16 protein-coding genes are annotated in these 19,167 nt (G+C 67.9%); 5 read left to right on the top strand and 11 right to left on the bottom strand.

Features of this window, described 5'->3' with window-relative positions:
- Positions 1 to 7: 7 nt before the first annotated feature.
- Complete coding sequence (locus SK803_RS01485; protein WP_319963859.1) at positions 8 to 877, bottom strand: MBL fold metallo-hydrolase; 870 nt, start codon at positions 875 to 877, stop codon at positions 8 to 10.
- Positions 878 to 959: 82 nt separating this feature from the next.
- On the opposite strand from SK803_RS01485, the gene SK803_RS01480 reads away from it, so the two are divergent.
- Positions 960 to 1,781, top strand: coding sequence for a LysR family transcriptional regulator (locus SK803_RS01480; protein WP_319963858.1), 822 nt, complete (start codon positions 960 to 962; stop codon positions 1,779 to 1,781).
- A gap of 6 nt (positions 1,782 to 1,787) precedes the next feature.
- Here the strand turns inward: SK803_RS01480 and SK803_RS01475 are convergent, their stop codons facing one another.
- The 3 genes from SK803_RS01475 to SK803_RS01465 form a co-directional block, all read right to left on the bottom strand.
- The gene (locus SK803_RS01475; RefSeq protein WP_319963857.1) at positions 1,788 to 2,180 is read right to left on the bottom strand and encodes a hypothetical protein; all 393 of its coding nucleotides are present in this window, start codon (positions 2,178 to 2,180) and stop codon (positions 1,788 to 1,790) included.
- A gap of 146 nt (positions 2,181 to 2,326) precedes the next feature.
- Positions 2,327 to 4,021: a hypothetical protein gene (locus tag SK803_RS01470; RefSeq protein WP_319963856.1), complete on the bottom strand. Its 1,695-nt coding sequence runs from the start codon at positions 4,019 to 4,021 to the stop codon at positions 2,327 to 2,329.
- A gap of 70 nt (positions 4,022 to 4,091) precedes the next feature.
- Positions 4,092 to 4,622 carry a class I SAM-dependent methyltransferase gene (locus SK803_RS01465; protein WP_319963855.1) on the bottom strand — a complete coding sequence of 177 codons (531 nt, stop codon included), beginning with the start codon at positions 4,620 to 4,622 and terminating at the stop codon, positions 4,092 to 4,094.
- Between the two features lie 66 nt (positions 4,623 to 4,688).
- Between SK803_RS01465 and SK803_RS01460 the strand changes: the two genes are divergently transcribed.
- Positions 4,689 to 5,864 carry an SGNH/GDSL hydrolase family protein gene (locus tag SK803_RS01460; protein ID WP_319963854.1) on the top strand — a complete coding sequence of 392 codons (1,176 nt, stop codon included), beginning with the start codon at positions 4,689 to 4,691 and terminating at the stop codon, positions 5,862 to 5,864.
- 90 nt (positions 5,865 to 5,954) lie between these two features.
- The gene (locus tag SK803_RS01455; RefSeq protein ID WP_319963853.1) at positions 5,955 to 6,491 is read left to right on the top strand and encodes a DUF4232 domain-containing protein; all 537 of its coding nucleotides are present in this window, start codon (positions 5,955 to 5,957) and stop codon (positions 6,489 to 6,491) included.
- 132 nt (positions 6,492 to 6,623) lie between these two features.
- Here SK803_RS01455 and SK803_RS01450 read toward each other — a convergent pair whose 3' ends face one another.
- From SK803_RS01450 to SK803_RS01425, 6 genes are all read right to left on the bottom strand, one after another.
- Complete coding sequence (locus tag SK803_RS01450; RefSeq protein WP_319963852.1) at positions 6,624 to 8,654, bottom strand: NB-ARC domain-containing protein; 2,031 nt, start codon at positions 8,652 to 8,654, stop codon at positions 6,624 to 6,626.
- Positions 8,655 to 8,927: 273 nt separating this feature from the next.
- A complete protein-coding gene (locus tag SK803_RS01445) occupies positions 8,928 to 9,857 on the bottom strand; it encodes a hypothetical protein (RefSeq protein ID WP_319963851.1) in 930 nt (309 codons plus the stop codon).
- Positions 9,857 to 11,896, bottom strand: coding sequence for a PQQ-dependent sugar dehydrogenase (locus tag SK803_RS01440; RefSeq protein ID WP_319963850.1), 2,040 nt, complete (start codon positions 11,894 to 11,896; stop codon positions 9,857 to 9,859). Before SK803_RS01440 ends, SK803_RS01445 begins: the two co-directional genes overlap by 1 nt.
- A gap of 126 nt (positions 11,897 to 12,022) precedes the next feature.
- Entirely contained in the window at positions 12,023 to 14,938 is a 2,916-nt protein-coding gene (locus SK803_RS01435) for a PQQ-dependent sugar dehydrogenase (protein WP_319963849.1), read from the bottom strand.
- Positions 14,939 to 15,192: 254 nt separating this feature from the next.
- A complete protein-coding gene (locus SK803_RS01430; RefSeq protein ID WP_406601462.1) occupies positions 15,193 to 15,987 on the bottom strand; it encodes an ABC transporter ATP-binding protein in 795 nt (264 codons plus the stop codon).
- Positions 15,984 to 16,991 (bottom strand): ABC transporter substrate-binding protein, encoded by a 1,008-nt coding sequence (locus tag SK803_RS01425; protein WP_319963847.1) that lies wholly within the window; start codon positions 16,989 to 16,991, stop codon positions 15,984 to 15,986. The genes SK803_RS01430 and SK803_RS01425 overlap by 4 nt, the downstream gene beginning before the upstream one ends.
- A gap of 62 nt (positions 16,992 to 17,053) precedes the next feature.
- On the opposite strand from SK803_RS01425, the gene SK803_RS01420 reads away from it, so the two are divergent.
- Both SK803_RS01420 and SK803_RS01415 read left to right on the top strand, forming a co-directional pair.
- Positions 17,054 to 17,398, top strand: a complete 345-nt coding sequence (locus SK803_RS01420) for a transposase (RefSeq protein WP_319963846.1) — start codon at positions 17,054 to 17,056, stop codon at positions 17,396 to 17,398.
- Positions 17,399 to 17,455: 57 nt separating this feature from the next.
- A complete protein-coding gene (locus SK803_RS01415; protein WP_406601461.1) occupies positions 17,456 to 18,307 on the top strand; it encodes an RNA-guided endonuclease InsQ/TnpB family protein in 852 nt (283 codons plus the stop codon).
- Here the strand turns inward: SK803_RS01415 and SK803_RS01410 are convergent.
- Positions 18,276 to 19,097, bottom strand: a complete 822-nt coding sequence (locus SK803_RS01410; RefSeq protein WP_319963845.1) for an ABC transporter permease — start codon at positions 19,095 to 19,097, stop codon at positions 18,276 to 18,278. The two genes, SK803_RS01415 and SK803_RS01410, sit on opposite strands and share 32 nt — an antisense overlap.
- Positions 19,098 to 19,167: the final 70 nt, after the last annotated feature.

The following is a 19,167-nucleotide window of genomic DNA, read 5'->3' as shown; positions in this document are numbered from 1 at the left end:
GCAGCGATCATTCGGCGCACAGGCACCCGACCCCGCGCTCGATCCACTCCTGACCGGCCCAGTCGGGATGCCGCTCGATCAGCACCGCCCGCACCTCGGCCACGACGTCCGCCTCCGTCATCGCGGAGTCGCGCCGCAGCCAGGTCTCGTCCCGCAGCTCACGCAGGTAGTCCCGGACGCCCTCCAGAACCTCGCGACCACCCGTCGTGCCGTGCCCTGGCACGACCACGCGAGGTTCGGCGGCGATCAACCGGTCCATCACGTCGATCCACGCGAGGCCGGACACGTCGGTGTCGTGCGGCGGGAACCACGGGAAGATCGCGAACTGCCCGGTCTCCGCCAGGTCGCCGGTGAACAGCACGCCCGCGTCCGGCACCTCGATCACCTGGTCTCCCAACGTGTGCCCGCGCCCGGTCGGCCGCAGCAGCACGGTCCGGCCGCCGAGATCGAGCGAGCGCACGCCGTCGAACACCACGTCCGGCACGGGGACGGTGACGTCCGCCAGCCGTTCGGCGATCGCACCACCGAACCCGCGGAACATCTCCAGGTAGCCGGATCCCTTGCGGCGCAGGTCATCCGCCTGCGCGCGGTTCACCACGTACGAGCCCCCGAACACGGAAGCCCCGAACGCGTGCTCCGGGTGGAAGTGCGTGGTCGTCAGGTAGATCCGCCGCCCGCGGGCCACCTCCGACGCGAACTCGAGCACCTCGGACGCGTTGGCGAGACCCAGTCCCGTGTCGACGACGAGAACCGCTTCGGTGCCGCTGATGACACCGATGTTGGGCACGAGAGCAACGTGGTCGCCGGGGATCGCCAGGACGTCGGGGGCGATGTCGACGGCGCCGGAAACCTGGACGGCGGGGTCTGGAAGGTTCATGCTCCCACTCCACCGCCGCACCCCGGCCGGCGTCCAAGACCGGCTCGGCACCGCCGATACCGAGCGAGTATCGTGCCTGATCATGGAGCTGCGGACGCTGCGCTATTTCGTCGCGGTCGCCGAGGAGCTGCACTTCGGCCGGGCCGCGCGACGCCTGCACATGAGCCAGCCACCGCTGAGCCGGGCGATCAAGCACCTCGAGAACGACCTCGGCACCACGCTGCTGCACCGCTCCCCCGCCGGCGTCACGCTCACCGAGGCCGGCCGCACCCTGCTCGACGAGGCACGGGCGCTGCTCGACCACGCCGACCGCGTCCGCACCAAGCTCGCGCGCACGACCATCACCGTCGGCCTGCTGGGCGACCACGGCGCGGCCCGGCTCGCGGCCGCGTTCCGGCAGCGGCGCCCCGGCGCCGAGATCCGCATCCGCGAGACCGACCTGACCGACCCCACCTGCGGCCTGCGCACCGGCCAGGTCGACGTCGCCCTGACCCGCGGCCCGTTCGACGAGACCGGCCTGAAAACCCTTATACTGCGCCAGGACCCGGTCGGCGCGGTGCTCAGGGCGGACGACCCGCTCGCCCGGCGCGACCGCCTCACCACCGATGATCTCGCCGGCCGCGACTGGTTCCAGTTCCCGGCGGGCACCGACGAGATCTGGCAGAACTACTGGAACGGCGGCGAACCCCGGCGGGGGCCGATCGTCCGCGCGGTCCAGGAGTGCGTGCAATCCGTGCTGTGGAACGGATCCGTCGGCCTGGCGCCGCTCGGCCACGACCTGGGCGACGAGCTGACCGTCGTCCCGCTGGCCGACCTGGCACCCAGCCCGGTCGTGCTCGCGTGGACGAAGGACGACCCGCTGACCAGGGCGTTCATCGAGGCGGCGGCCAAGGCGTACGGATAACCCCTGTCAGAAGTGGTCGCCGCTGGTCAGCTCGTGCTCCAGGGTGTCGGCGCGGCCGACCAGGAGGGTGAGCGGGCGTTCGAACTCCTCGCGGATGCTCAGGTCCTCCAGCGGCGCCACGTGCTTGAGCAGCGCGAGGCCGTCCACCACAGCGGCTCCACCGAGCTCCGGCGCACCGGCCAGCTCGAGGAAGCGGCGCAGGTCGATCTCGTCCGCGCGGCCGACCGCCGAGGAGATCTCCACCCACTCCTGACCGTCGAGGTCCGGCAGGTGGTGCACCGAGACCTGCTGCGTCCGTTCACCCTCGGTGCCGAGCCGGAAGCGCAGCCAGTCGCCCGTCTCCTCCAGCACCTCGTACCTGACCCGGACATAGTTGATCACTTCGGTCCACGACGTCACGCCAGGCTCCTGCCCTCACACCACTCCGACTGCGGACACCGTAACGCCGCCGCCGGGCCGCCACGCCGAGAAACTCCGGAACACCTGATCTGTGACATGAGCCCAGGCCTGCGTCTTCTCGCTCTGGTCAGCGTCCTCCACGCGCGCTAGCCGCGGCTGTACCCCCATCGGGTGCGACTCGCCGCGTCCTCGACACCGGTGAAGCCCTCGTTCGGCACGAACTCGTCCTCGCCGAAGTCCATGTCCGTGTCGTCGGCGTTGCCACCGATGCCGTCGGCGCCCACCGCGAACATCGCCTTCGGGTTGCCGCCCTGATCCATCAGCGTGTCGTGCGCGTTGAACTGGTGCTGGTGCCACGAACCGGACAGGTGTCCCAGCTCGTGTGCCGCGATGTTGCCCAACGCGCGTCCGACGAACTTCGTCTTGTCGCTCGCGGGCGTGATGTAGGTGTTGAGCGAGACGGCCGCGCCCGCGGGCTGGCTGAGCAGGTCGAGCTGCACCATCGCGGTTTCCTCGTGCCCGAAGTTGCCGGGGTCGATGCTCTGCGCGATCGCCACGGTCTCCACACCGGACTCGGCGATCGTGCCGCCGATCACCAGGCGGCTGACGTTCCGCCGGCCCCACGGATCGGCGTGGTCGCGGCTGTTGAGCAGCTTGACGCCGAACTTCCCGTGCAGCGCCAGGTTCTCCCGGATGGTGTCGACCGCGGCGGACACGACCGCGTTCTCGTCGGCCGCCGACAGTCCCCAGTTCGCCAGGAACTTCGCGAGCGGTGACAGCTGCTTCTCGCCCGGCACGCCCCAGACGGTCGTGTCGACGAGCGCGCCGTTGAAGTCCACGAACACGGTCTGCAGACCGGCCTTCTCGCTCCCCGGACGGAACGCCTTCGCCGTCAGCTCGTAGCGACCGGTGCCGTCCTCGACCCCGACGTAGTACCGGCCGTCGCGCGGTGCCAGGTAGTCCGCGACCGCGTTGCCGCCGCCGGGCAGCGGGTTCTCCTTCGGGTAGACGCCGGAGAAGTCCTGCCGCGAGCCCATCACCTCGCGGCCCCTGATGTCGTGCACGGCGACCCTGCGCGCCGCACCCGTGACGGACGCGCCGATCACGTCGCCCGCCTTGAGGTCGACGGCGAAGAAGTCCTTGTCCCCCTTGCCTTCGCCGGCCCCGAGCGTGAGTTCGTAAGCACCTGAGGTGTTCAGCGTGCCGGTGACGCGGACGAAGTAGTCGGCACCCGCGGCGAGTTCGGTCTCAAGACGGGCGTCGGTGCTGACGCCGACCGTGTCGTTCGACGCGATCTCCTTGCCCGCCGCGTCGAACACGGTCAGCACGGTGTCGAGGTCGCTGCCCTCGGTGCGGGTGTCGATGGTTGTGCGGCCCGCACCGCGCAACCGGTAGAAGTCCTGGTCCGCGCCGGTGATCCGGCCACTCGTGCGGATCGCGCGGTGGGCGGTGCCGACGCCCGTGTCGCTCGCGGTCGCCTGCGTGTCGTTGGGCTCGGCGAACTCGGCGACCGCAGGCATGGTCGGGTCCGCGAGCAGCGAGCCGGTGAACAACGCGCTGCGGTGCTTGCGGAAGTCCGTGGACTCCGCGAGCCACGGGCTGTCGTTGCGGCCGCGCGCCGACACCGGTTCCCGTTCGGCGTAGGTGTAGCCGGGCTTGGCCGCGCTCAGGACCCGCGCCCTGGTCCTGGCCTCACGCGCCCGTGACGCCTTCGCCAGGTCGGTGCCCGGTTCAGCCAGGAAGGCCAGCAACGGGTCCGGTTGGACCGGCGCCGGTGCCGCCACGGCTGTCTGCCCGCTCAACACGAGTGCCGTGACGGCGATCGCTCCCAGCAAGCGCATGAATCCCCCTGGTAGTAGATCAACCAGACCTACACCGTGGGACGGACGCAAGACCAGAGTTCTGGCCCAATCAAGACAGATGTACCGACACCGCGTAGTCGCCGCCGCGGAACTCCTCCCGGTCCCACGTGGCGAACCGCTCGACCAGCTTCAGCCCAGCCCGCGCGCAGTGCTCGTCGTACTCCTCGACGGTGTAACCGCGGTTCAGGCTGAAGCCCGCGATCAGCACTTTCCCGACGTGCTTCGCGACGCCCGCGACGAGCCTGTCCTGGGTGCCGGGCTCGGTGAACAGCGGCACGTTGCCGGCCATGACGACGACGTCGAAGGTGCGCTGGAGGTCGAGTTCGGCCAGGTCGGAGCGCACCCACGTGATGCCGGGCGCGAGTTCGGCCGCGTGCGCGAGCATCGACTCGTCGCGGTCCGCGCCGACGACCTCGATGCCGTGTTTCGCCAGCTCGATCGCGACCCTGCCGGTGCCGCACCCGGCGTCCAGCACGGTCTTCGGTTCATACGCGCGCACGAACGTGGCCTCGCCGTGCACGTCCACACCCGACTCGGCGAGCGAATCGAACCTGCGCTGGTAGTCAGCTCCATTCCACACGGGTGCAGGGTAGACCCGAAGATCGGCGGATACCGGAGCGGTGGGAGCGCTGCCAAGGTCAAGTGCATGACGCGCTTTCTGCTGGCAGTGGCGTTGCTCGTGGCGGTGGCCTCCCCCGCGCAGGCCGCACCGGCCAGATGGGTCGGCACCTGGGCCACCGCGCCGTCCTCGGCCGTGCCCGGCACCGACAACGGCTACCCGAACTTCTCGATCCGCAACATCGTGCACGTCAGCGCCGGCGGCAAGGAGATCCGTGTCCGGCTCTCCAACGCCTACGGCCGCACCCCGACGGTGTTCGGCCAGGTCACGGTGGCCCGCGCGGCCGGTCCGGACACGCCGCTCGCGGTGCCCGGCACGATGCGCACGCTGACGTTCGGCGGCTCCCAGTCGATCACGGCCGCGCCCGGTGCCGACGTGGTCAGCGACGGGGTGGCGTTGACCGTCCCCGCCGACTCCGACCTGCTGGTGACCGTCTACACGCCGTCGCCGGGCGGCCCGGTCACGCACCACCAGCTGTCCATGCAGAACTCGTACTTCACCCGCGACGGCAACCACACGGCCGACGAGTCCGCCGCCGCCTTCCGCGAACGCACCAGCGTCTGGCACTACGTCTCAGGCGTCGACGTGCGCTCGTCGTCGTTGCAGGGCAGCGTCGTCGCGCTGGGTGACTCGATCACCGACGGCGCCAACTCGACCTGGGGCGCGAACCTGCGCTGGCCCGACCAGCTCGCCGACCGGATCAACACCCGCATGGGCGTGCTCAACGCGGGCATCAGCGGCAACCGTCTCCTGCTGGACGGCGGTTCATCCGGCCCGAACGCGCAGGCCCGGCTGAACCGCGACGTGCTGACCCAGTCCGGCGTCCGCTCGGTCATCGTGTTCGAGGGCATCAACGACATCCAGCAGACCCCGCACGAGACCAACCCCGCGAAGATCATCGCCGCGTTGCGGCAGATCGCCCAGCGCTCGCACGACCGCGGCCTGCGGGTGATCGGCGCGACCATCACGCCGTTCAAGGGCTGGAACAGCTACACCGACGAGCTCGAAGGCGTGCGGCAGGCCGTGAACTCGTACATCCGCACCAGCAAGGACTTCGACGCGGTCGTGGACTTCGACCAGGTGATCCGCGACCCGGCGGACCCGCAGCGGATCAGGCCCGACTACGACCAGGGCGACCACCTGCACCCCGGCGACAAGGGGTTCGAGGCGATGGCGAAGGCGGTGAAGATCGCCACGCTGTGACACCCGATCGGGCGGCCGAGGTTTGCCACGCCCCGTGGCCGGGCTATTCGATGGAGATCAACTAGATCCGGGCTCCAAGGGGTTGAACGAATGCGTGTCACGATCCTCGCTGTTGTTCTCGCGGTCACGGCCTGTGGGGCCTCGACGCCGAGTCCGTCGCCCCAGAGCCAGGCACCCACGACCACTTCTGTGAGCGACAAGCAGGAGCCCACGGTGAAGGTCGACCTGACCATGCAGGGCAAGCCTGGCCTGGGCCTGCTCGCCGCGACGAACCAGGGCTCGGCGCCGATCACCTTCCAGGGCTGGCCGAAGCTCGCCTTCACCAACCTCGCGAACGAGCCCGCGGCGATCCCGGTGGAGCAGAAGCTGGTGCCCGGCGAGGGCCCGTCGATCACGCTCCAGCCAGGTCAGACCGCGTTCGCCGGCGTGCAGCTCGACGTCGACGACGACACCAACTCGTTCGCCATCAACACGATGACGGCCGAGCTGCCGGGCATGGGCCCCGCGAAGGTCACGTTCATCGGCACCGACGGTCAGCCGATCGCCGACATCAGCAGGATGAAGGTGAGCGAGGCCAAGGTCGGCACGATGCAGCCCGCGACCCAGGGCGTCCTGGTGTTCGACTGAGCACCTGGCCTGAGGTCTTGCCCGAAACCTCTGGACTCGTTGATCCCGACAGGCGTCTGCAAGTACTACCAACACTTGATCGAATCGCCCTCAACCACACCCAACCTGACGGGCAGAACTGTGGCGACCTGCTCAGTTCTGCGGTTCGCTCCAGCCGCGACTGTTCTGCAGGAGGTTCATCACCGCGGCGCGCAGCTTGCCGAGACTGAACGGCACCTGGCCCGCGATGTCGGGCGCGTTCTCGACCTCCTCGATCATCGTCAGCAGCCTCAGCAGCTCGGCCGGGCAGGACTCGTCCTCACGCCGGCCGAGCTCGGTGACCAGGTTCATCTGCGCTGACAGTGCGGTGGTCTCCGTCCGGCCGTAGAGCTCACCGCTCAGCCGCACGATGGCCCGGTAGTCGTCGACGACGCGGTCGGCCGCGTCCTGCTCCGCCATCTGGGCGTGGGCGAGTGCGAGGTCCAGCTGGCAGCTGATGGTGAGCGGATCGCGTTCGCCCAGCGCGGACCGGGTGTCCTCGGCCAGCAGCACGAGTTCGGCGAGCGACTGCTCGCCCCGGTGCCGGTCCCACCGCAACAGCACGATGTTGCGGCGGGCGGTGAGCACCTCGGGATGCGTCTCGCCCAGGTGCCGCAGCCGCACCACCAGAGCGTGCCGGAAGATCGCCTCCGCGCGATCGTGCTGACCGGACAGGGTGGAGAACCTGGCGACCACGCAGGACAGCTTCGTGCCCAGCAGCTCCCAGTCCTCGGGTACGGGCAGCCTCGCCCGGTCGCGGTGGATCCACTCCACCACGAACTCGCAGTGCGGGCTGAGCACCGCCCACGTCGAGAGGTCCTGCTGCACCTCCGCGGAGAGAAAGCTCGTGTAGCCGTCGAGCGTCGCGTAGCACAGTGCGAGATAGGCCTGAAGGTCCTGCTGGACGTCGGGCTGGTGCCGGTTCGCCTCGCGGATCACCGGATGCAGCACCCAGCACTTCGTGGTGGCCGCCGAGGACCGCATGCCCCACACCGAAACCTGTTCGACCAGGCCGAAGTTGGTCAGGAACACGAAGGCGTGGATCAGGTCCATCCCGGTGATGCCCTTGAACAACGACGACCTGGTCAGGATCGCGGCGTTGGCGAGATCGCACGGAATGGGAGCCTGTTCGAAGCACGAAAGCCAGCGCAACAGCGGGCGTGCCCACGGCATGCCGAGGTCCGCGAGCAGGTCGAGCGACAACTCCCACGTCCGCGACAGCAGGTCGCGCTCGGCCAGGTCGCTTCCTATCTCGTGCAACTGGTCGAGCTCACCGAATCGTTCGTGGAACACCAGACGGTACTGCTCGAAGCTCTCCGGCAACGCCAGTCCGGCGGTGGTGGGCAACGACGGCACCGAGCTGAGGTAGCTTCCGGCCAGGCGGAGCGCGAGCGGCAGGAAACCCAGCGTGCAGGCCAGTTCCCGAGCCTGCTCCGGTGTTCCTGAGCCGGGAGCCAGCGCGCGCAGCATCTCGACTGCCGCTTCCTCGTGCAACGTGCTCACCTGGTGCACCTCGGCGCAGCGACTCCACTCCTTGGCCTTGTTGTGCCGGGTCGTCATGACGACAGTGCCGGTGTCGTGTTGCAGAGCCGGTCGCCACTGCGTCAGCAGGCGCTGGTCGTCGGCGCCGTCGATGATCAGCGTCCATCTGCCGGGAATCTCCGCCAGCACCTTCTTCAGGAGGTTCGGCGCCGAGCCCTCACCACGCCAGGCACGCATGACCTCCTCGACGCGATGGTGCGGGTCCGCGTCGTAGACGACCTCGCGCAGCCCGGCCGACAGGCTGTTCTCCGACGACCCGTCGACCCACCAGACGCGGGTGCGCGGGAAGTCCTTGTCGAGACGCTGCGCGAGCGAGAGCGCCACCGCCGTCTTGCCGCTGCCGCCGGTGCCGTGCAGGACGACGTGCGAACCGTCGGCCCGCTGCGTGACCTCCACGAGGCGTGCCACCAACTGCTCGCGGCCGAAGACCTTGCCCGGCAGCAGGTCGACCGGTGCGATGGTCGAGACCAGACCCGGCTGCGACCCACCGTCCGGCACGCCGTGGAAGTGCACGTCGCGAAGCTCGGCGGCCTGCACCACGTTGCCGGCGCCGTCCATCTTGTTGGTCGTGGTACCGCGCTCTGGCGGCACTCCAACGTTCACGCGGGCACTCCGTTGGACTCGGCGGAAGCCCGCACGCTAGCGGATCTACGACGTCACCCAAAGGCGGAATCGGTGGAGTTCGGCATTGGTGATCGGCCGGGCATGTTGGTGTCGTTCCGCTCGGCGCAGGATGATTACCGCTCACGGAACGCGGGCCAACCGATGATCTTCGTGGCCCTCACCACCGGCGGGCGAGGGCCACGACGTCTTCTGCACTTCGTGCCGCAATGCATTGGCATTACAGCGATTCCACTCGATGGTGAAGAGGTGAGGTCAGCTCTTCATCCAGTAGTACTGCGCCGCCACCTCCCACGGCTTCGCCACGCGGTCGAGGAACATCAGGCTGTCCATCCGGCAGTTGCAGGCGTTGCCCTCGCGGCTGTTCTGCGGGTAGCTGCCGCCGATCTTGAGGCCGCGCGGATCGGTCGCCGACGCCACGTCCGGTTCGGGTTCGCCTTCGAGCTTCCACGGGTCACCAGCCACGACGTACTTGCCCGCCAACGGCTTTCCGTTGCGGTACAGCACCATCGCGCCGGTGTCGAAGTCGAAGGTCGCCGCCAGGAACACCCATTCGTTCTGCGGCAGCAACTTCTGCCAGTCCTCGGTGGCGGCGAACGTCTGCGAGTCGCCGCCGTCGATCCGCCTGGCCAGCGCGACCAGCTTCAGCTCGCCGTTGACCTGGATCAGTTCCAGCAGCGCGCGCACCGCGTGGCCGTTGGAGTCACCGGTCAGCACGCCGGCCAGGCCGATCGCGCCGTAGAGGTCGGACGGGTTTGCCGAGTTCGAGTTCGGGGCCGGGTTCTGGCCCGTCATCTTCACCCAGCCCATGATCGACGCTTGGCGGGCGCCGTTGAAGGCCTTCAGCGACGGCACGCCGGTTTCGCTGTACAGGCCCGCCTTCCAGTCGTCGTTGCCGGCGACCGTCGGGTTGATCTGCTTGAGCTGCAACGAGTTGCGGCTCCTTCGGAAAGCTCCGTCGCGCACCCGCATGTCGGCGCCGCCGTTGATCAGCGACAGCGCGGTGCCGGAGCGGCCGCGGTCCTGTTCCAGGGACTTGTTGCCGCGCACCGGGTGTTCGAAGTCGTAGTAGGACACCAGGTTTCGCGTCAGGGTGGGCAGCACGGTGCCGAACGTGGCCTGGGCCGGGGCGGCCAGGCTGACGCTGAACACCGCGACCAGACCCAGCACCAGCAGTCGTCTCATCACCGCACTCCCTTGCCCCGCACGCGCAGGTCGCGCAGCCGGCCGATGTTGTCGAACGAGCCGAACCCGACCCGCCCGGACGAGAAGGTCCTGTCCACCGCGGTCATCAGCGGGTACGGCGAACCGTCCACGTAGACCGCGATCTCTCCCGAATCGGCGCAGTGCTTGACCCGCACGCGATGCCACGCCGTGTCGGAGATCGCGGGTGCGGCGCCGACGGAGCGGGGCGCATCCCATTGGTGGTCAAGGCGAAGCCGGTCCGCGTTGTTCACCACGAAGATCCCGTTGTGCGGATAGATCTTGTTGTCCGAGGACAGATGCGCGTAGTAGAACTCGGTGTCGGACCTGTACCCGAACACGATGATCACGTCCCGGTTCGACTCCGCCACCGGGGTGTCCAGCCGCACCTGGGCGTCCACCTGCACCGAACCGAACGCCGGGCCCTTCTTCAGCACCGCGTACTCGAACGGCCGGCGCGGCCCTGGCCGCGCGACACCGGCTTGTGCCAGCACGACTTCACGGCCGGGGAACTGCCACAGCGAAGGCGTTACGGGCTCCCACGAACGGGCCGACGAGGCACCGGAAACGTAGTCGTGGCCGGAGCGGCACGAGGCGAAGGTGCGCGCACCCGTCACCTTCCAGATCTTGCCGTTGGCCTTGGCCAGCACGTAAAGCTCACCGGCGGCGTCCTGGCCGAACCTCAGGTCGACGCGGTTCGGGTCGTTCACCAACGCCTTCATGGTGGTCAGCTGGCCACCTGCGTAGACCATCATCTCGCGCGTGGTGGCCATCGGCTTGCCGGCGCGCATCTCGCGTTCCTCGGCGTAGTAGATCAGGCCCTTCACGCCCTCGCCGTAGATGTACTTGCCGCGCAACGAAGGGATCTTGTAGCCGCGGTAGACGAAGCCGCCCATCAACGCGTTGCCGCTGTCGGCGCACGGCCGTGAGGAGGCGAGCCGGTTGTGGTCGAACGCCGTGACGGGATAGGTGAAGCCGTACTTGGCGTCGTCGGCGGGCAACGGGAACACACCGCACGACGGGTCGCCGCGACGGTACGACCAGATGCCCTCGCGCTCGCTCCAGCCCAGGTTGGCGCCCTTGCGCACCTCGTAGACCGAGTCGACGGCCTTCTCGCCGATGTGACCGAGGAACATCCTGTGCGAGCCTTGCGGGTCCCAGCTGAAGCGGTACGGGTCGCGCATGCCGTACGCGTAGATCTCGCCCAGCGCGCCCGCCGTGCGCACGAACGGGTTCGCGCGCGGAATGCCGTACTGGCCGTTGATCCCGTTCTTGCCGGCCGGGTCGATGCGCAGGATCTTTCCCTGTGGCAGCGCCAGGTCCTGTGGCAGCGTGGTCTCGGTGCCGATGCCGCCGTCGCCGGAAGCCAGGTAGAGCAGGCCGTAGTCCTCGTCCCACCAGCGTGCGTTCGGGTTGAAGCCGATCTCCTGGAAGCCGTGGATGAACGACGCGTAGCCGACGCGCATGATCTCGCGGTGCGTGCCGGAGAACAGGTCGGCACGCGGATCCGACGCGGTCCACTCGGTGATCACGCCGTGCACCTGGTTGCCGACGGGGGAAGCCCAGTCCGGCTTCTTCGACGTCAGCGCGGAACCGGTTTCGGTGTGCACGGTGTAGAACTTGCCGTTGCGCTTGAAGTTCGGGTGGAAGGCGGCGAACCCGAAACCGCTGCCCAGACCGCGGTGGCTGTGGAAGTCGGGGCCGACGACCGCGCCCAGGTCCAGGTAGGCGTGCTGAACCCCGTTGTCCAGCAGGTAGAGCTTGCCGTTCATGTCCGGCACGAACATCCGGCCGGAGCCGTCGGGCAGCTCACCGAGGTAGTTGATCCGGTTGTACCGGCGCAGCCGCGCGTCGGTCGGTGGGGGCACGGGCTGCGACGCGGGCAGCCGCGCGACCTCGGTCAGCTCCAGGCCGATGCCGGAGGCACCCGGCGTCGGCAGTGGATCGGCGATCGGCGCATCGGACTGGGCCGAAGCGATGGGCACGAACAACGCTGAGAGCACGAATGTTGTGACAGCCAACCGGGAAAACCGTCTGTACATTCCCCACCACCCTGTGGGCCAGGCCGTGCAGCACGGCAGCGGAAAGCGCTTTCCAAGCAGCGGCCCACCGGAATCTACCTAGCTAATAAGGTGGTTACAACCCCCTCACCCCCGGCCTTTGGTGACCCACTCGTACTGGCCGCGCACCTCGTCGGCCGTCACCGCGCGGTCCAGCAGCATCAGGCTGTCCAACCGGCAGTTGCAGGCGTTGACCTCGCGGTTGTTCTGCGGGTGACTGCCGCCGATCTTGATCCCGCGCGGGTTCGCCGACGACGTCACGTCCGGTTCGGGTGCTCCGATGATCTTCCACGGATCACCCTTGACCGCGTACGAGCCGGGTACGGGCCTGCCGTCGACGTAGAGGCCGATCGTGCCGTTGTCGAAGTCGAACGTGCCCGCGAGGAACACCCACTTCCCCGGCGGTATCAACGTCTTCCAGTCGGCACTGGACACCCAGTACTGCTTGTCGCTGCCGTCCACCCTGCGCGCCAACGCGATCAGCCGCATCGCACCATCGTGGTTCTCCGTCTCCAGCAACGCCCGCGCGGCGTGGCCGTCCGAGTCACCCGCGAGAATTCCAGCGAACCCGATCGCGCCGTAGAAGTCGCCGGTGCCGGAGCTGTTCGAGTTGCGGGCAGGCGCCTCGCCGGTGACCTTCACCCAGGTCATGATCGACATGGAGCGCGCCTTGCTGAACGCCTTCATCGACGCGACCCCGCCGGAGCTGTAGACACCGGATTTCCAGTCGTCGTTGCTCTTGTTGTTCGGCCGCACCTGCTTGAGCTGCAACGACGTCGTCGAACCCGGGAACGCGCCGTCGGCCGTGCGCATCGCCGCGCCACCGTTGACCAGCGAGATCGGCGTGCGCGAGTCGGCCCGGCCGATGTCGTCCTCCTTCTTCGGATCACTCGCCAGCGGATGCTCGAAGTCGTAGTGGTTCACGACCGCGGAGGCGATGCCGGGAGACACGTCGTCCGGGGCGGACAACGCGGAGTGCGCGGCCTTTCCGCTGATCCTGAGGTCGGCGACGCGGCCGATGTTGTCGAACGAGCCGAAGCCGACGCGTCCGGACTTCAGCACCGTGTTGGTCGCGGTCATCAACGGTTGTGAGGAACCGTCGAGATAGACCGCGATCACCCCCGTGTCCACGCAATGTGTGATGCGGACGCGGTGCCACTTCATGTCCGTGATGGCTGGTGGGGCGCCGACAGAGCCGTTCCACTGGTCGTCGATGCGCAACCGGTCGGCGTTGTCGACGAGGAAGATCCCGTTGTGCGGGTAGATCTTGTTGTCCGACGACAGGTGCACGTAGTAGAAGCGGTTGTCCGACTGATGACCGAACACGATCACCACGTCGCGGTCCTTCTGCGAAACCGGCGTGTCCAGCCGCACCTGCGCGTCGACGGTCACGTTGCCGAACGCCGGCCCCTTGCTGACGACCGCGTACTCGTTGGGGCGCCGCGGACCCGGCCGCGCCGCACCCGCCTTCGACAGCACCACCTCGTTGCCGGGGAACCGCCAGCGCGACGGCGTGACGGGCTTCCAGTCGGAGGCCGAGTTGACCCCGCTGACGACGTCGCTGCCGGACTCACAGGCTTCCAGCGTCTGGATCGTCCCGGTGACCTTCCAGATCTTGCCGTTGGCCTTGGCCAGCACGTAGAGCTCACCGGCGGCGTCCGTGCCGAGCCGCAGGTCGACGCGGCTCTTGCCGGCCAGCGTCTTCATCGTCGTGCGCTTGCCCGCCGAGTCGTACACCGCCAGTTCGAACGTCTTCGCGATCGGCGCGCCGGCCCGCATGTCCTTCTCGTCGGCGTAGTACAGCAGGCCCTTCACGCCCTCGCCGTAGACGTACTTGCCCCGCAGTGCGGGAATCGCCGTGCCGCGGTAGACAAAGCCGCCGATCAACGCGTTGCCACTGTCCCCGCAACCGCCGTTGGGCCGGTTGTGGTCGAAGCCCGCGACCGGATAGGTGTAGCCGAACTTCGCGTCGTCGGCGGGCAACGGGTAGAGCTGGCACTTGGAGTCGTTGCGGCGGTAGGTCAGATGGCCTTCCCGCTGGCCCCAGCCGAGGTTCGCGCCGGGTGTGACCTCGTAGACCGACTCGACGACCTTCTCCCCGATGTGCCCCAGGAACATCTTGCGCGTGCCGCCGGAGTCCCAGCTGAACCGGTAGGGGTCGCGCATGCCGATCGCGTACAGCTCGGCCAGCGCACCCGGCCGGCCCAGGAACGGGTTCGACGGCGGGATCCCGTACTTCTTGTTGCCGCTGTTGGTTCCGGCCGGGTCGATGCGCAGGATCTTGCCCTGCGGCACCTTCACGTCCTGCGGGACGTCCGAGCGGTAACCGATGCCACCGTCGCCCACAGCCAGGTACAGCAGGCCGTCCGGGCCGAAGCCGATCTCCTGGAACCCGTGCAGGTACATCTCGAACCCGATGCGCAACAGTTCACGCCGGGTGCCCGCGAACGTCGCCGCCTTCGGGTTGGTGGCGGTCCACTCGGTGATCACGCCGTGCACCACCGCGTTCGACGCCGACGGAAGATCCGGCTTGCGGTTCTTCAGCGCGTCCTTCGCCTCGGTGTGCGCGGTGTAGAACTTGCCGTTCGTCGTGAACTGCGGGTGGAACGCCACGAACCCGAACCCGCTGCCGAGTCCCTGGTGGTTGTGGAAGTTCCCGCCGATCGTGGCACGGACGTCGAGGAACGTGCGCTGGCCGCTGCCGTCGCGGTTCAGCGTGTACAGCTTGCCGTTCATGTCCGGCACGTAGAACCGGCCGGAGCCGTCCGGAATTTCGCCGAGGTAGTTGACCCGGTTGTACTGCTTGAGCCTGCTGTCCCCGGCAGTGGGCGTCGTCGACGACTGCGGCAGCCGCGCGATCTCCTGCAGCTTCAGGCCGACACCGGACGGTGCGGGCGTCGGCAGTGGATCGGAGACGGGGCCGGGCTGGGCCGCCGCCGGTGGCACCAGGGTGGCCGCCGCGACAGCCAGCGCGGCAAAGATCGAGAGCGATCGTCTGGACATCGCACACCACCTCGTGGATCGGCTTGGAAAGCGCTTACCACGCGGCGGCGAGCCAGACTCTACCCATGGGCGACCCCGGTCACAAGTGCGGCGGTCACGCCTCGTCAGCCCTGAGTCAGCACGAGGTAGCCGGTCGCCGGCGACAGCGTCATCAGAGGCAGGAGAAGGTGAAGCGCGGGAGATGCGCAGGTGCGGACGCCAGTGCCGCTTACCTTCACCCTCTCCTTCGTCAGCGCCGAGGTCAGGGCACGAGATCAATCGTGCCCTGTCACGGCCCCCAACAGGTCTCGAATGTGCGCGGTGGCCGACGCGAACTCCGGACGGGCCATCGTCGCGGAATAGTCTCGCTCGCTCGGCAGATCGACCTCGATGACCTCCTTGACCACCGCCGGCCGCTGCGTCAGCACGATCACCCGGTTCGCCAGGTACACCGACTCCGCGATCGAGTGCGTCACCAGCAACACCGTCGTGCCGGTCTCCCGCCACACCCGGTGCAGCTCGACGTTCATCTGCTCGCGGGTCAACGCGTCCAGCGCGCCGAACGGTTCGTCCATCAGCAGCACCCGCGGCTGGTGCAGCAGCGCGCGGCACAACGCCACGCGCTGCTGCATGCCACCGGACAACTCGTGCGGCAGGGCGTTCTCGAACCCCGACAGTCCAGTCATCTCAATGAGTTCGTCGGCGCGCTTGCCCGCCTCGGCCGAGTTCATGCCGCGCATCTCGGCCTGCAGCAGGATGTTGCGCCGCGCGGAACGCCACTCCAGCAACGCCGCCCGCTGGAACACGAACCCGATGTCGTGCCGCGGCCCGCGGACCTCCTCGCCCAGCAACGTGACCGAGCCCGAGGACGGCTTCAGCAAGCCGGACACCAGTTTCAGCAAGGTGGACTTGCCGCAGCCGGACGGGCCGACGATGGACACGAACTCGCCCGGCGCGACGTCGAGCGAGACGTGCTGGATCGCGGTCACCTCCGTGCGCTTCGACTGGAAGCGCACGGAGACGTCGTTGATCGAGACGGCGGAGGTGGTGGTTCCCAGAGTCACGCTCATCCCTTCGGGGCCACGCTTTCTTCCCAGTACGCCGAGGGCTCGGACGCTTCCTTGATGATGCCGGTCTGCTTGAAGGTGTCGATGGTCTTCTTCCAGTCGTCCAGCGTGTTGACGCCCGGCGCCTTGCCCTTCGTGGCATCGGTGTGCAGCAACGTCAGCGTGGTCTTGAACTGCTCCAGCACGACCGTCGGCGACGGCAGCTGCTCGGCGGCGCCCTTCATCGACTCGGCCGCGGCCTCCGGTGACTTCTCGGCCTCGGCCCACGCCTCCTGCGTCGCCGCGACCATCTTCTTCACCAGGTCGGGATCCTTCTGCAGCATGGTCTTCGACGTGAGCAGCCCGTTGCTGAAGTAGTTCAACCCGAACTCGGAGAACCGCAGGTACGACACGTCCTTGCCGGACTTCTCCTTGATCGTCGGCCCCTGGTCGGAGGCGAAGCCGAGCAACACGTCGGTGCGGTTGGAGATGACCGCGGCCATCTTGCCCGCCGGGTCGATGTTCTGGATCGAGACGTCGGACTCCGACATGCCGTTCTGCTTGAGGAACGCGGGGAACGTCTTCGTCAGCGCGTCACCCGCGGTCGTCGCGACCGACTTGCCCTTGAGGTCGGCGGGCTTCTTGATGTTCTTCTCCGTGAAGAACTGCACCGACGCCGGCGTGGTCTGCAGGAACACCCCGATGCTCTTGACCGGCACGCCCTGCTCGACGGCCGTGGCGAGCGCGGACGTGTCGGCCCAGCCGAAGTCCGTCTGCCCGGCGCCGGTCGCGGTCACCGTCTTGCCGGAACCCTGGCCCGCCTGGATCTTGAGCTTGATGCCGTGCTTCTCGTAGATGCCCTGCTTGACCCCGTAGTAGAACGGCGCGTGCTCGCCGTACGGGTACCAGTTGAGGGTCAGCGTGACGTCTTTGGCCTCACCGCCGCCCTCGGACGTCGGACCGCCACCGCCTCCGCAGGCGGCAACCACCAGCATCGCGGGGAGAAGGCCTGCGAGCAGTTTCTTCATCGAATCTCCAATCGCGTACCCCGGCGAGCGGCACGACGTCGTGGACTGCCAGCATGTGAGGTGTGGCGGCGACGTTGGTGAAGCGGGCGTTCAAGTACCGCTTCTATCCGACGGAACAACAGGTGCGGGAGTTGCTGCGCACGTTCGGTTGCGTGCGGCTGGTCTACAACAGTGCCCTGCAAGCACATATCGATCTCTGGCGCGCCGAGGAGCGGCAACTGGACCACTCCGCGACCTCGGCGATGCTCACCGGCTGGAAGCGCGATCCGAAACTGTCGTTTCTGGCTGAGGTGTCGAGCGTTCCGTTGCAGCTGACACTGCGACACCTGCAGACTGCATACACGAACTTCTTCGCCAAGCGCGCCAGCTATCCGAGGTTCAAATCCCGTAAGAAGTCCCGCGCGTAGGCCGAGTACACCCGGTCGGGATTCCGCTGGCGCGATGGCAACCTCATCCTGGCGAAGATGACCACACCGCTGAACATCGTGTGGTCCCGGCCGCTGCCTCGGGACTCGGCTCCGTCCATTGTCACGGTATCGCTGGACCCAGCCGGGCGCTGGTTCGTCTCGATCCTGGTGGAAGCCGTCGTCGCCCAATACCCGGCCACCACCGCGACAGTTGGTGTCGATGCTGGGATCACGGCGCTGCTGGCCCTGTCCACCGGCGAGAAGATCACGAACCCGAAACACGAGAAGCGGGAGCGAACCAAGCTTGCAAGCGCTCACCGAGACATGTCCCGCAAGATCACCGGTTCCGCCAACCACGGCAAAGCCCGCCGCAAACTCGCTCGAGTCCACGCCCGGATAGCCGACCGGCGCCGGGACTTCCTGCACAAGGTCACCACTCGACTCGTTCGTGAGAACCAAACGATCGTGATCGAGGATCTCAACGTGGCCGGGATGCTGCGCAACCACAACCTCGCGCGCGCCATCTCCGACGCGGCTTGGTCGCAGTTCCGATCCATGCTGGAGTACGAGGCAGCCTGGTACGGCCGTGATCTGATCACTGTCGACAGATGGTTCCCGTCGAGCAAGACCTGCTCGAAGTGCCGACTGCGCACCGAGAGCCTGCCACTTCACGTCCGGGAGTGGGCCTGCGCTGGTTGCGTAGAAACCCACGATCGGGACGTCAACGCGGCACGTAACATCCTGACCGCCGGACTGGCGGTGACAGCCTGCGGAGACGGGGTCAGACCAACCCGGCAACAGTCGGCGAAGCACCTGTCACAACCTCCCATCGCGGAGACGGAACCAGGAACCATCGGCCGCGAGGCCGATGGACAAGTCAAGATCCGCCTTTCGCTAGAAGGGTGGTGACGGCGGCGCCTCGCCGGCTGGCGTGCCAGGGCAGCATCAGCTTCTCGGCGAGGTCGAGCAGGAGGAAGAGCAGAACGCCGACGAACGACGTGACGATCAGGCCCGCGAACAGCATCGGCGTGTCCATGTTGCCGTTGGCCTGCAGGATCACGTAGCCGAGGCCCTCGTTGGAACCGACGAACTCACCGACGACGGCACCGGTGACGGCGAGCGTCACGGCGACCTTGAGTCCGGCGAACAGGTGCGGCAACGCCGCCGGGAAGCGGATCTTCACGAACGTCTTGACCGGCCCGCCGCCCATCGTGGACGCGAGTTCGAGCATCTCGGTGTCGACCGATTTGAGACCGGTGACGGTCGAGATGACAACCGGGAAGAACGCCATCAGCACGGCGACGATGACCTTGGGCTCGAAGCCGAAGCCGAGCCACACCACGAACAGCGGCGCGATGGCGATCTTGGGGATGACCTGCGCGAACAACAGCAGCGGGTAGGCCGTGCTCTCGATCGTCCGCGAATAGACCATCGCGACGGCGACCAGCACGCCGAGGACGCCCGCGATGACGAACCCCAGGATCGTCTCGTAGGTGGTCACCCAGGTGTGGCCCCAGAGGTACGACCACTTGTCGATCAGCAGGTCGAAGGTCTTGCCCGGCGACGGCACCAGGTAGGCCTCGACCAGGCCGGTGACGGTGATGAGGTGCCAGATCGCGAGGCACGCGGCCAGCAGCGCGGCCGGACGCCACGTTCGCTCTACGAGGCCGCGCCAGCGGTCCGCCGGAACCGTGTTCACGAAGCTCCCTCGGGTAGGAAAGCGCTTTCCCGTACGCTATGTCCGGTCCACTGACCGGTCAAGACGGAGG

It is taken from the genome of Lentzea miocenica (assembly GCF_033949945.1).
Lineage (GTDB): Bacteria > Actinomycetota > Actinomycetes > Mycobacteriales > Pseudonocardiaceae > Lentzea > Lentzea miocenica.
This window is presented reverse-complemented; position numbering and strand designations above follow the sequence as displayed.

Excerpts from the sequence above, each read along its gene's own strand:
- SK803_RS01485 (WP_319963859.1), bottom strand. The coding sequence starts at position 877 with ATGAACCTTCCAGACCCCGCCGTCCAGGTTTCCGGCGCCGTCGACATC.
- SK803_RS01480 (WP_319963858.1), top strand. The coding sequence starts at position 960 with ATGGAGCTGCGGACGCTGCGCTATTTCGTCGCGGTCGCCGAGGAGCTG.
- SK803_RS01470 (WP_319963856.1), bottom strand. The coding sequence starts at position 4,021 with ATGCGCTTGCTGGGAGCGATCGCCGTCACGGCACTCGTGTTGAGCGGG.
- SK803_RS01460 (WP_319963854.1), top strand. The coding sequence starts at position 4,689 with ATGACGCGCTTTCTGCTGGCAGTGGCGTTGCTCGTGGCGGTGGCCTCC.
- SK803_RS01455 (WP_319963853.1), top strand. The coding sequence starts at position 5,955 with ATGCGTGTCACGATCCTCGCTGTTGTTCTCGCGGTCACGGCCTGTGGG.
- SK803_RS01445 (WP_319963851.1), bottom strand. The coding sequence starts at position 9,857 with ATGAGACGACTGCTGGTGCTGGGTCTGGTCGCGGTGTTCAGCGTCAGC.
- SK803_RS01435 (WP_319963849.1), bottom strand. The coding sequence starts at position 14,938 with ATGTCCAGACGATCGCTCTCGATCTTTGCCGCGCTGGCTGTCGCGGCG.
- SK803_RS01430 (WP_406601462.1), bottom strand. The coding sequence starts at position 15,987 with ATGAGCGTGACTCTGGGAACCACCACCTCCGCCGTCTCGATCAACGAC.
- SK803_RS01425 (WP_319963847.1), bottom strand. The coding sequence starts at position 16,991 with ATGAAGAAACTGCTCGCAGGCCTTCTCCCCGCGATGCTGGTGGTTGCC.
- SK803_RS01415 (WP_406601461.1), top strand. The coding sequence starts at position 17,456 with ATGACCACACCGCTGAACATCGTGTGGTCCCGGCCGCTGCCTCGGGAC.